This window comes from Actinoplanes philippinensis (genome assembly GCF_900113015.1).
Classification (GTDB): Bacteria; Actinomycetota; Actinomycetes; order Mycobacteriales; family Micromonosporaceae; genus Actinoplanes; species Actinoplanes philippinensis.
The window spans coordinates 42,750-54,655 of record NZ_FONV01000002.1 but is presented as its reverse complement, the minus strand read 5'-3'; the positions used below and the strand labels follow the sequence as shown (position 1 = coordinate 54,655).

At 73.0% G+C, this 11,906-nt stretch carries 12 protein-coding genes; 1 reads left to right on the top strand and 11 read right to left on the bottom strand.

Annotation, left to right across the window (positions count from 1 at the left end; genetic code table 11):
* Positions 1 to 7 precede the first annotated feature (7 nt).
* Complete coding sequence (locus BM290_RS03780) at positions 8 to 670, bottom strand: response regulator transcription factor (RefSeq protein ID WP_093610047.1); 663 nt, start codon at positions 668 to 670, stop codon at positions 8 to 10.
* A gap of 106 nt (positions 671 to 776) precedes the next feature.
* Here BM290_RS03780 and BM290_RS03775 point away from each other — a divergent pair, with 106 nt between their 5' ends.
* Positions 777 to 1,586, top strand: a complete 810-nt coding sequence (locus tag BM290_RS03775) for a siderophore-interacting protein (protein WP_093610045.1) — start codon at positions 777 to 779, stop codon at positions 1,584 to 1,586.
* A 77-nt stretch (positions 1,587 to 1,663) separates the two neighbouring features.
* On the opposite strand, the gene BM290_RS03770 is transcribed toward BM290_RS03775, so the two are convergent.
* The 10 genes from BM290_RS03770 to BM290_RS03725 all read right to left on the bottom strand — a co-directional run bounded on the left by BM290_RS03770 (position 1,664) and on the right by BM290_RS03725 (position 11,810).
* Positions 1,664 to 2,947, bottom strand: coding sequence for a GAF domain-containing sensor histidine kinase (locus BM290_RS03770; protein WP_239143363.1), 1,284 nt, complete (start codon positions 2,945 to 2,947; stop codon positions 1,664 to 1,666).
* Positions 2,948 to 2,987: 40 nt separating this feature from the next.
* Complete coding sequence (locus BM290_RS03765; protein WP_093610043.1) at positions 2,988 to 3,905, bottom strand: type II secretion system F family protein; 918 nt, start codon at positions 3,903 to 3,905, stop codon at positions 2,988 to 2,990.
* Between the two features lies 1 nt (position 3,906).
* On the bottom strand, positions 3,907 to 4,869 hold the full coding sequence (locus tag BM290_RS03760; RefSeq protein ID WP_093610041.1) for a type II secretion system F family protein: 963 nt from the start codon (positions 4,867 to 4,869) through the stop codon (positions 3,907 to 3,909).
* A complete protein-coding gene (locus BM290_RS03755) occupies positions 4,863 to 6,218 on the bottom strand; it encodes a TadA family conjugal transfer-associated ATPase (RefSeq protein WP_093610039.1) in 1,356 nt (451 codons plus the stop codon). The genes BM290_RS03760 and BM290_RS03755 overlap by 7 nt, the downstream gene beginning before the upstream one ends.
* Positions 6,215 to 7,387 carry a CpaE/TadZ family protein gene (locus tag BM290_RS03750; RefSeq protein WP_093610037.1) on the bottom strand — a complete coding sequence of 391 codons (1,173 nt, stop codon included), beginning with the start codon at positions 7,385 to 7,387 and terminating at the stop codon, positions 6,215 to 6,217. Before BM290_RS03750 ends, BM290_RS03755 begins: the two co-directional genes overlap by 4 nt.
* Positions 7,384 to 8,163, bottom strand: coding sequence for an RcpC/CpaB family pilus assembly protein (locus BM290_RS03745; protein ID WP_143133605.1), 780 nt, complete (start codon positions 8,161 to 8,163; stop codon positions 7,384 to 7,386). Before BM290_RS03745 ends, BM290_RS03750 begins: the two co-directional genes overlap by 4 nt.
* Positions 8,164 to 8,182: 19 nt before the next feature.
* Positions 8,183 to 8,551 carry a TadE/TadG family type IV pilus assembly protein gene (locus BM290_RS03740; RefSeq protein ID WP_275413143.1) on the bottom strand — a complete coding sequence of 123 codons (369 nt, stop codon included), beginning with the start codon at positions 8,549 to 8,551 and terminating at the stop codon, positions 8,183 to 8,185.
* A 28-nt stretch (positions 8,552 to 8,579) separates the two neighbouring features.
* Positions 8,580 to 8,759 (bottom strand): Flp family type IVb pilin, encoded by a 180-nt coding sequence (locus BM290_RS03735; protein ID WP_093610033.1) that lies wholly within the window; start codon positions 8,757 to 8,759, stop codon positions 8,580 to 8,582.
* A 99-nt stretch (positions 8,760 to 8,858) separates the two neighbouring features.
* A complete protein-coding gene (locus BM290_RS03730; protein ID WP_093610032.1) occupies positions 8,859 to 9,269 on the bottom strand; it encodes a response regulator in 411 nt (136 codons plus the stop codon).
* Between the two features lie 78 nt (positions 9,270 to 9,347).
* On the bottom strand, positions 9,348 to 11,810 hold the full coding sequence (locus BM290_RS03725) for a PAS domain-containing sensor histidine kinase (protein ID WP_093610031.1): 2,463 nt from the start codon (positions 11,808 to 11,810) through the stop codon (positions 9,348 to 9,350).
* Positions 11,811 to 11,906: the final 96 nt, after the last annotated feature.

Here is an 11,906-nt window from a genome sequence, read left to right as displayed (position 1 = left end):
CCGTTGCTCATCCAGTGCGCAAACGGTAGCCCACACCGCGGACGGTCTCCACCAGCCCGGGATCGCCCAGTTTCCGCCGCAGCGACGTCACGTGCACCTCGAGCGTGTGCTTGTCGCACCAGGTGGTCTGCCAGACGTCCAGCATGATCCGCTCCCAGGCCATCGCCACCCCCGGCTGCCGGGCGAGCGAGTGCAGGATGTCGAACTCCTTGCGGGTCAGCGTCACCGGCTCGCCGTGCACCGTGACGGTCCGCGCGCCGACGTCGATCCGGATCGGCTCGACCGTGATGATCCGCCCGGCCTCCGGCCGTTCCTGCAGCGCCGTACGCCGTAGCAGCGCCTCGATCCGTGCCTGCAGCTCGGCCATCGAGAACGGTTTCACCACGTAGTCGTCGGCGCCGACCCGCAGCCCGGTCACCCGGTCACGCTCCTCGCCGCGCGCGGTCACCGCGATGATGCCCAGGTGCTCGTTGCGGGCCCGGAGCACCCGGCACACGTCGATGCCGTCGCCGTCCGGCAGGTTCAGGTCGAGGAGCACGAGGTCACAGGGGGCCGCCTCGAGCGCCGCGGTGGCCGTGGCGGCGTGCTCCACCGCATAGCCCCGCCGCTGCAGCATCGAGGTCATCACCGCCCCGACCCGGCGGTCGTCCTCCACGAGCAATATCCGCATCGGTGGCCCACCCGTCCTCGTCCCGTCGACCGAACGGTAACCGCCCTTTGTTTCCAGTGGGAGCGCCGCGACGCGGCTTGGCACGTTAGGTTAGGGTCACCTAACTATGGCGAACTACAAAATCCGCAAGCCGGTCGATCCCCACGTGCTGCTCCTCGAGGTCACCGGGAGCGAGCGGATCTCGCCGAACATCGTCCGGGTCACCTTCGGCGGCGAGGGGCTCGCCAGGTTCACGCCGCTCGGGTTCGACCAGTGGTTCCGGCTCTTCCTGCCGCGCCCCGGCCAGGACACCCTCAAGCTGCCGACCCGCGCCTCCGGGCTCTGGTATGCGCAGTACCTCGCGACCGCCAAGCCGAAGCGGCCGTTCGTGCGCAACTACACGGTCCGGGCGTACCGGCCGGACGGTCTCGACGTCGACTTCGTGGTGCATGTGGATGCCGCCGGTCATAGCGGCCCGGCCAGCGCGTTCGCTCTCGCCGCGAAACCGGGCGACCGGGCCGGCCTGCTCGATCAGGGCGTCGGCTACAACCCGCGCGCCGACCACGACTGGACGCTGCTGGTCGCCGACGAGACCGGGCTGCCCGCGGTGGCCGGCATCTGCGAGTCACTGCCCGGCGACGCGTCCGGGGTGGCCGTCGTCGAGGTGCCGTCCCTGGCGGACCGGCAGGAGTTCCGGGTGCCGGCCGGTGTCGACCTGCGCTGGGTGGCCCGCGACGAGCCCGGCGGCGTGCCCGGGCAGCTGGCCCTCGCCACGCTGCGGGCCGCGCGGCTGCCGTCCGGGCCGGTCTGGGCCTACCTGGTCGGCGAGTCGGCGCTGGTCACCGGCGGCCGCCGGCACCTGGTCGAGGAGCGCGCGGTGCCGAAGGGCAACATCGACTTCATCGGCTACTGGCGGCACGGCCACGCCGCCATGTGAGCCGGCCACCGGCTGCAGGGCCACGCCAGGTGAGCCGGCCACCGGCGGCACCGCCACGCCGCCGGGTGAGCCGGGTGCTACGGGCAGGTCACGCCGGGCAGGTGCAGCCGGACCACCGTGCCGCCGGAGTCCGACTCGCCGACGGCGATCCGGCCGCCGTGCCGTTCGGCGATCCGCAGGCAGGTGGACAGGCCGATGCCGTGGCCCCGGCGGGACTCCGGGTCGACCTGGGCGAACATGTCGAACACCCGGTCCCGCTGGTCGGCCGGGATGCCCAGCCCGTTGTCGGCGACCGCGACCACGCAGCCGTCCGGGTCGGTGACACAGGTGACCTCGACGACCGGCGAGCGATCCGGGTGCCGGTACTTGATGGCGTTGTCGATCAGGTTCTGCAGCAGCTGCCGCAGCAGGACCGGGTCGCCCTCCACGGTGGGGAGCTGCCGGCCGACGGCGATCGTCGCGCCCGTGCTGTCGACGTGGTCGCGCAGGTCGGCCCGGACCTGGGTGATCACCTCGCCGAGGTCGACGGTGACCGCCCGGTACGGCGCGTGCCCGGCCCGCGCGTAGTCGAGCAGCGACCGGACCAGCTGCTGCATCCGTTCGAGGGCCCGGCCGGCGCCGGACATCCAGGCCCCGGCGCGTTCGTCGAGCCCGTCGCCGTACACGTGCGCGAACATCTCCAGATAGCCACTGGCGCTGGCCAGCGGGCGGACCAGGTCGTGACTGACCGCTGCCGCGAAGCCCTCCAGCTCGTCGTTGGACCGCTCCAGCTCGCGGACGGCCAGGCGCAGTTCGGCGTGCGCCAGTTCGAGGGCCTGCCGCTGACCCTCGGTCTCCAGCGCCAGGTCCGCGCTGATCCGGGCCTGCCGCCGGCGCTCGAACAATCCGACGACGATCTCCGCGAGGTCCTCGAGACGGTGGATCTGCCGCGGGCTCAGCGTCTTGCTGACGTCGTCGAAGACGCAGAGGGTGCCCAGCGCGTACCCGGCCGGGCTGATCAGTGGGGCGGACGCGTAGAAGCGCACGTTGGCGATCCGCCCGTCGACCCACGGTGTCCGGGCGTACGCCGGGTCCTGGCGGGCGTCCGGCAGGTGGACCACCCGGCCGCTGCGGAAGCCGATGGCGCACATCGAGTCGCTGCGCTCGGAGTCGCCGCCCTCGAACCCGACGGTGGTGAGCTGACACTGCCGGTTCTCGTCGATGAGGTTGAGCGTCGCGGTCGGCACGTCGGCGACCATCGCCGCGACCCGGACCACGGCGCTCAGCTCGTCGTCGGCCGGCGCGTCGAGCAGCTGGTATTCGTGGAGCGCCGCCAGTCGCTGGGCTTCCGCGTCGGGACGCTCGATGGCCAGAGTCAGCACGGTCTCCCCTTCGGCACGACCCCCGGGGGCCCTTAGCCGGTCACTGCTCCGCGAAGGTCTGCAGGAGCTGGATCACCGCCGGCCCGATGATCACCACGAAGATCACCGGGAACATGCAGAACAGGATCGGGAAGAGCATCTTCACCGGGACCTTCTGGGCCGCCTCCTCGGCCCGTTGCCGCCGCCGGACCCGCTGCTCCTGTGCGTGCTCGCGCAGCAGCGGGGCCACCGAGATGCCCAGCTCGCCCGCTTGGACGAGCGCCGTGACCAGGCGTTTCAGATCCCGCACGGTGGTACGCCCGGCAAGCCCCCGCAGCGCCTCGGAGCGGGCCACCCCGAGCCGCATCTCCTGCAGCACCCGGTGCAGCTCGTCGGCCATCGGCCCGCGGGTGCTGCGGGCCACCTGGTCCATCGCCGAGTCCAGGCCGAGCCCCGCCTCCACTCCGATCACCAGCACGTCCATCACGTCCGGCAGCGACCGCTGGACGGCCTCCTGTCGTTTGATCGCCGCGTTCCAGAGCAGCAGCAGCGGCAGGAACGCCCCGAGCACCAGCCCGGCGACCGCGCCGGCGAGTGCGCCGGGCCGGCCCGTCAGTGCGTTGCCGGTGGCCGCCAGCAGCACCGACACCAGCACCATCGCGGCCGGCCGGGCCCGCAGGATCCGCGCCATCGGCCAGTCGGGCGGGTTCCCGGCGATCTCCAGCATCCGGCTCAGGCGTTCCCGGTCGGCGGGCGGGGTGAGCAGCGCGCCGAGCCGGTCGGCGGCCCGCTCCAGACGGCGGCTCCCGGCCGTGGCCCGGCGCCGGCCGGGTTCGGCGTCCCGGTGGCCGGTGAAGACGGCGAGCGTACGCATCACCCGGTCGCGCCGCATCTCCGGCGTCGTGACCGCGACCGCGACCAGCAGGATCGCCCCGGCCGCGCCGGTCACCGCGAGGAACGCCAGCAGCCCGGCGGCCACGTCACACCTCCACCCGGACGACCGCCCGCAGCCAGAACACGCCCGCGGTCATGCCGGCGGCGGCGATCGCCAGCAGCATCAGGCCCTGCGGTGTGGTCCAGAGCGGCCGTAGATAGCCGGGTTGCACGAGGTGGATGCCGAGCGCGGTGAGCGGCGGCATGCTGCCCAGCACCCACGCCGAGAGACGACCCTCGCCGGACAGCGCCCGCACGTGCCGTTTGAGGTGGGCCCGCTCGCGCATCGTGTCGGCGGTGGTCTGCATGACGTCGACCAGGCTGCCGCCCACCTCGCGCTGCAGCCGCAGAGCCATCACCAGCCACACCGTCTCCGGGCTGCGCATCCGCTCGCCGACCCGGTCCAGGGCGTCCTCGAAACTGCCGCCGATCCGCGTCTCGGCGAGGGCCCGGCGGAACTCGGCGGCGACCGGGCCGTCGTCGTCGCGTACCGCCGCCTCGAGTGACTGGTGCAGGGTGAAGCCGGCCCGCAGTGAGCTGGTCATCAGGGTGAGCGCCCCCGGCAGGTCGTCGCCGAACCGCTGCTCGCGCCGCCGGATCCGGGTCCGCAGCACCGCCCCCGTGACGGCGTAACCGCCCGGCAGCCCGGCGAGCAGCGCGAACTGCCACGGGAACAGCGCCGACGCGACGGCCGCCGCCAGCCCCATGGCGGCGAACCGGACTGCCAGCCACTCGGCGGGACGGGTCGCGCCGCCGAGCCGGTCGAGGGTCGCCTCGTCCCGGGCGGCCAGCCGGGCCAGGACCGGCACCGCCTCCAGACGGCGGCCGGCCACGGTCAGCAAGCGCCGCAGCGGCGGGACCCGCTCGCCGGAGACGCGCACCGAGAAACGGCGGAGCAGGGCGAGCCGCCGCTGCACGGGGGTGCGCCCGAAGGCCGTGTCGAGCGCCGTCCAGCCGGCGAGGAAGGCGGCGCCGGCCCCGAACACGACGGCCATCACGAGGATCACCATGTGCGGCCCGTGAAGAGGGCGGGCGACAGCGTGACGCCGTACGGCGCGAGCGCCCCGAGGAAGTTCGGCCGGATGCCGGTGGCCCTCAGGTGGCCACCGCGGGCGTCCGTGCCGTACTCGTGCAGGAAGATGTCCTGAAGGGTGACGACGTCGCCCTCCATGCCCACCACCTCGGTGATGTGGGTGATCTTGCGGGTGCCGTCCTTGAACCGGTTGACCTGCAGGATCAGGTCGACCGCGGAGACGATCTGGTCGCGGATCGCGCGGCTCGGCAGGTCCATGCCGGCCATCAGCACCATCGTCTCCATCCGGGAGAGCGCGTCCCGCGGCGAGTTGGCGTGCAGCGTGGTCAGCGATCCGTCGTGGCCGGTGTTCATGGCCTGCAGCATGTCGAGGGCGGCGCTGTCGCGGACCTCCCCGACCACGATCCGGTCCGGCCGCATCCGCAGCGCGTTGCGGACCAGGTCGCGGGTGGTGATCGTGCCGCGGCCCTCGGAGTTCGGTGGCCGTGACTCCAGCCGGATCACGTGGTCCTGGGCCAGTTGCAGCTCGGCGGCGTCCTCGATGGTGACGATGCGCTCGTCGGCGGGCACGAACCCGGACAGCACGTTGAGGATCGTGGTCTTGCCGGAGCCGGTGCCGCCGCTCACCACCACGTTGCGGCGACCGCGCACGCAGCCCTCCAGGAACTCGGCCGCCGTCCGGCTCAGGGTGCCGTAGTCGAGCAGGTCGCCGACGGTCAGCGGGACCGCGGCGAACTTGCGGATGGTCAGCGACGAGCCGTCCAGGGCGATCGGCGGCACTATCGCGTTCACCCGGCTCCCGTCCGGCAGCCGGGCGTCGACCATCGGGCTCGCCTCGTCGACCCGCCGCCCGACCCGCGAGCAGATCCGGTCGATGATCCGGCGCAGGTGGGCCTCGTCGTCGAACTCGGCCGGCACCCGCTCGATCCGGCCGAACCGTTCGACGAAGACCGCGTGCGGCCCGTTCACCATCACCTCGGTGACCGACTGGTCGCGCAGCAGCGACTCGATCGGCCCGTGCCCGAGGACCTCGTCGACGACCTCGCGCACGATCCGGGCCCGGTCGGCGCCGGAGAGCGGGGTCTCCTCCCGGGCCAGCAGCTCGTTCAGCCCGTCCCGGACCCGGGCGTCCAGGTCGTCGGGGCGGTCGCGGTCGGTGCCGTACAGCGTGGGGCCGAGCTCGTCGGCGAGCCGCCGCTGGATCCGTAGCCGTACCTCGTTGACCTGATCGGATCCGGACGGGTTCCGCTCCGCCGCCGTCATCGGGCGGGCGGCCTGCTGACTCCGGTCCTGCTGCGCGGCGGCGAGCCGGGCGGACAGGCTCATCCCCGATACCTCCTGCCGAACAGGCCGCGGCGCCGGGCGGGCGCGGTCTCGAATCCGGCGCACCGGTCGGCGAGCTGCCGGATGGCCCGGCTCACCGGGTGCAGCGGGTTGGTCATGGTGAGCGGCTCACCCTGGTTGACCGAGACCGGCACGTCCCGGCTGGACGGCACCTGCACCGCGAACGGCATGCCGACCGCCGCCTCCACGTCGGCCGTGGAGAGGCCGACCTCGGTGTTGGCCCGGTTGAAGACCAGCAGCCGATGGTCCTTCGGATAGTCGAGCAGGTCGAACATCTCCGAGGTGAGCCGCACCGACTTCAGGGCCGGCAGGTCGGGGGTGACGATCGGGACGTACCAGTCGGTCATGTCCAGGGCGGCCAGCACCTGGTCGGTCACCAGGGCCGGGGTGTCCACCACGATGAAGTCGTAGGCCGGCCGGGCCACGTCCAGCACCTCGGCCACGAAGTCGCGGCCGATCCGTTCGCCCTCGGCCGGGCTGGGCGGGGCGAGCAGCGCGTCCAGGCCGGTGCGGTGGCCGGAGACGATCGACCGGAGCCCCGGCTCGTCCAGCCGCCCGCTCATCGGCAGGCCGCCGGTGATGTTGCGCTCCGGGGAGAGCCGCAACATGATCGCGACGTCGCCGAACTGCAGGTCCAGGTCGATGATCAGGACCCGGCGGCCGCCGCCGGTCAGGGCCACCGCCAGGTTCGCGGCGACCATGCTGCGGCCGCATCCGCCCTTGCCGGCGAAGACGGTGACCACCCGGGCGTACGGCGCCTGCTCGGTAGTGCCCCGCAGGGTGCTGCTGAGCGCCTTGGAGAGGTCGATCGACCGGATCGTGGCGGCCCGCAGCCCCTCCTCGTCGGCCTCGTCGACGATTTCGCGGACCCCGGAGCGCAGGCACTCCAGCACCGTCGCCGGCTCGATCGTGCGGCGGATCAGCACCACCCCGATGAGTGGCCGCTGCAGCCGCTGGTACGCGGTGAACATCAGCGCCTCGCCCAGGTCGACGGTGGCGCCGAGGATCACCAGGATCGTCTCCGGATAGCGCGGCAGGTGTGTCTCCAGGTCCGCCATGGTGGCCAGCACGGTGCAGCCGACCTCGCGGAAACCCGGCCCGACCCGGGTGCGCCGCTCGTCGTCGGGCTCGACGTAGACGTAGAGGGTCATCGGTACAGCCCGTCGGTGTCGACGCCGCCGCCCGGGGTGACCGTCGCCGCGGCGCCGAGCAGGGCCAGGTGCAGCGCGCAGTACCGGGACGCGTGCACCAGCCGCTGGGCGTCCTTCGGGCCGACGGCGAGGGTGGCCACGTACCGTTCGCCGTGGACGGCCGGGCCGTCGCCGGTGGCGCCGAGGACGGGCTGGTGCGAGGCTGAGACCGACGGGGAGGGCACGGCCGGCTCGGGTGCCTCGCCGATCACGATGATCTCGGTACGCGGCAGCAGCACCCGGGTCCGCGGCGGCGGCGCCCCGTCCTCCGGCTCGAGCGGGCAGCTGGCGTAGACGGCGACCGCGTCACCGGCCGTGACGTCCCCGGCGACCTGCGGCGCGATGCTGAGCGCCACGGTGACGGCGAGCCGGTCGGCCGGCACGGTGATCCGCCGGGACGGGGTGGCGGACGGCGCGGGCGGCTGGAACAGCGGCCGCAGCAGCAACTGGCCGGTCTCCAGCGGGGCGGTCAGGCGCAGCTCGTCGAGCGCGGGGTCCCAGCCGGTCAGGGCGCCGTCGGGCACCGTCTCGGCGGGGACGATGATGCGGCCGGTCAGGCTGCGGACCTCGGCCCCGGGGGCGCCGGCCGGGACGTGCCGGGTGGCGATCAGCACCCAGACGCCCTGTTTGCCCTCGACCGCCCGCCGGTCCGCGCTCCTCAGATACGACAGCAGCGCCGTCCCGCTGATCATCGCCAGCACGAGGGCGGCGAGCAGGATCAGCACGCGACGCCGCACGGCGCCACCGCCCCGGCCGTCATCCGAGGCACGACATCACGCCCTTGGCGCTGATGGTGATCGGGGTGGTCCGTGAGATCCACGCGAGCAGCGGTGTCGCCGCCTGGAACGTGCGCTGCACGGTGACCGACGCGTCGGACCCGGCGAGGGAGGCGGCCGCGCAGACGGTGACCCCGCCGGGGGCCGGGTAGGTCAGCGGGACCCCGGCGCCGACGATCGAGGTGATCTTCGCCTTGACGTCGGTGACGGTGCCGTTCAGCGCGCCCACCCGGGCGCCCTCGCGGGCGGCCGCGGTGAGCTGGATGTGCTGTTGCAGCAGCCGGCCCATGTCGATGATCCCGAAGAGGATCAGCAGGAGGACCGGGAGCACGATCGCCATCTCGACGATCGCGGCCCCGGTCTCGTCGCCGGACCTGCTAGATCGCGTTCGTGATCTTGGTGAAGAGGCCGGCGATGTCGGTCTCGAGCGCCTGGAGGCCGACGATGAGGGCCACCGCGATGAGCGCCACCAGCAGGGAGTACTCGACGATCGTCGCGCCCTCGTCCGAGTCCTGGCCGGCGCGCAGATATCCGAGGAGAAGCTTGAACCGGTCCACTGGTTGTCCTCACTCACGAGGGCCACCCTCCGTGGCGGCCGTTGCCCTGTAGATCGGGCGGTTGCTGGGGACCATGAGCGAGCCTCGGTTGCGAGATGGTTACCGGTCGGTGGTGGACGAGGTCTGGGCCAGCACCGACCGCAGCCGGCCGGCCAGCACGTCGGCGGTGTACGGCTTGGCGATGAACGGCGAGCCCGCCTTGATCAGGCCCCGTTTCACGGCGATCTCCTCGGGCACCCCGGAGACGTAGACGACCCGCATGCCCGGCCGGACCGTCGTCGCCGACCGGGACAGCTCACCGCCGGAGACGCCGGGCAGGCCCAGATCGGTCAGGAGCACGTCGATCGCGCCGTCGTGCACCCGGCAGGTCATCAGGGCGCCGACCGGGTCCTTGGCGGCCAACACCGAGAAGCCGTGCATCTCCAGCATCTGCGTGGTCAGCTCCCGCAGATCCTGGTCGTCCTCGACCAGCAGCACCACCGGTCCCTGCCGTTCCGCGGTCCTCCACATGGTCCTCTCCCGCGCCGCCCTCGTGTCACGCTATCGAGTACGGCGCGCCCGGCGGCCGGGAATCGGCAAACGGGCGCGTCAGCGGGGCAGCGTGACGGTGAACCGGGTGCCGCCCTCCGGCCCGGGCGCCGCCGTGATCGTCCCGCCGTGCGCCTCGACGACGGCCTTGGTGACGGCCAGCCCCAGCCCGGTGCCCTTGATCTTGCGGTCCACCGCGGTGCTGGCCCGGAAGAAGCGGGTGAACAGCTTGGGGTACTGCTCGGGCGGGATCCCGATGCCGGTGTCGGTGACGTCGACGGTCACCGTCTCCCGGCCGGCACGTGCCCCGACCGTCACGGTCCCGCCGGGCGGCGTGTACTTGATCGCGTTGGAGAGCAGGTTGTCCACCACCTGCCGTAGCCGCGCCGACTCCCCGGACACCACGGGCAGCGAGTCGATCTCGGCGACCAGGTCGACCTGCGCGGTGATCCGGTGCTCCTCGACGGCCTGGCGCAGCAGCCGGTCCAGGCGCAGCGGCCGCGGGTCGAGCAGCGCCGGCCCGCTCTCGAAACGGGCCAGGTCGAGCAGGTCCTCGACCAGGTGCAGCAGGTGCGCGCTGGTGCGCTCGATGGCGGCCAGCTCGCGGCGCTCGGCCAGCTCCGGCTCCTCCAGCAGCGAGTCGGTGTAGGCCGCGATGATCGCGATCGGGTTGCGCATCTCGTGGCTGACCACGGCGACCAGCTCGTCCTTCATCCGGTCCAACTCCTGCAGCCGGCGCACCTGCTCCTGCTCCCGGGCGAGCAGCAGCTCCCGCTGGTCGGCCAGTTCCCGCCGCTCAGTGACGTTGGTGGCGATCCCGTCGAGGTAGAGGACCCCGTCCTCGGTACGGGGGAAGCCGCGGCACCACACCCAGCGCACCACCCCGTCGAACCCGATGAACCGGCACTCGAACTCACCCGGCCGTCCCGCCTTGAGCGCGTTCTCGTACGCCCGGAACAGCTCCATGTCGTCCGGGTGGATGTGCTCGGCCATCAGGTGGGCGAACGTGTCCGTCGGCGGCAGCGGTCCTCCGAACACGCCGTTCTCGCCGGGGCTGACGTAGAGCGTGTGCCAGCGGTCCGGCGGCTCGTAGCGGACGCTCCACACGCAGTCGTTGACCAGCTCGATCACCCGGTTGAAGTCGCGCCGGGCGGCGGCCAGCGCCAGGCCGAGCTGCTCGGTGCGGCGGCGTTCCATTACCCGGCCGGTCTGTGCCGCGATGTCGCGCAGCACGGCGAGGATGTCGTCGTCGCGCCCGACCGGGTTGTCGGAGAAGAACACCAGCGCCCCGGCCACCCCGGCGTCGCAGTGCACCGGCATGCCGATCGCGGCGCGCAGCCCGAGCCGGTGCCCGAGCGGCAGCCGTCCCGGGTCGGTCAGGTCGCCGAGCAGGTCGTTGCTCCAGATGTCGGCGCCCCTCGCCCAGACCGCCCCGGGCACGCCCTGCCCGATGCTGAACGAGACCGGCTCGTCATCGCTGAACCCGGCCAGGTCGAACCCGTCCCGCCGCCACGATCCGGCCCGGACGATCCGGTGCCGTTCGTCGTCGACCTCCCAGTACTCGGCACAGACCCAGCCCAGCTCGCCGGCGACGGCGGTGGCGGCGGCCATCGCCGCGTCCCGGGCGGAGAGCGCCTCGGACAGCGCCTCGGCGACCGCGTGCCGGCAGCGGCGCAGCATCTCGGCCCGGTGCGCGTCGGTGATCTCGTGCATGGCGACGACCGCGCCGAGCCGCCGGCCGTCGGCGGTGTCGATCGGCCGGGCGTTGGCCAGGAAACGGCGGGGCGGCCGGTCCGGCGCGCAGACCACCATCTCCTCGTGCTGCACGGTCTCGCCGGTCCACGCGCGGGCCAGGGGCACGGCCTCGGGCGCCATCGGGGTACGCCCGTCCGCCTCGACCAGATGGTAGGTCCGGGCCCACGACTCGGCCCCGATCGGCAGCTGCGCCAGCCCGTGGATCTCCCGCATCGCCGCGTTGAACTGGGCCAGCCGCCCGTCGCTCCCGCAGGCGGCGACCCCGGCGTCCAGGCTGTCCAGCAGCGCCTGCAGGAACGCCCGCTCCTGCCGCAGCTCGGTCCGCGCGGTGGTCCGGGCCGTGATGTCGTGCAGGAACGCGTGGAACACCGGCTCGCCCCGGTCGTGCTGCAACTGGAGGGTCATCTCCACCGGGAACTCCCGGCCGTTGCGATCAACAGCGGTCAGTTCCAGGCGGCGTCCGGACATCTCGGAGACGCCGCTACGCCGTACCCGCGCCAGCCCCTCCTGATGTGCCGCGCGCAGCCGCGGCGGGATCATCAGCTCGGTCGCGGACCGGCCGACCGCCTCCTCGCCGGTCCAGCCGAAGAGCTGCTCGGCCGCTGTGTTCCAGGCCGTGACCCGGCCTCCGGCGTCCATCGAGACGAACGCGTCGTGCGCCGAGTCCAGGACCGCACGCAGCCGCGCCGCGGTCCGGAGCGCCTCGTCGCGCTCGGCTCGCAGGGTGTCCTCCGGTGCGGAGATCCGGTCCTGCCGGTGCGTTGTCATCACCGAAACCGATCGGCAACCGAACGCGACCGCTGAGGGGTGACCGCCGTCTCATTGCATCGGGAATTATCGATGTCTTGGCGAGGTTGAGCCGGT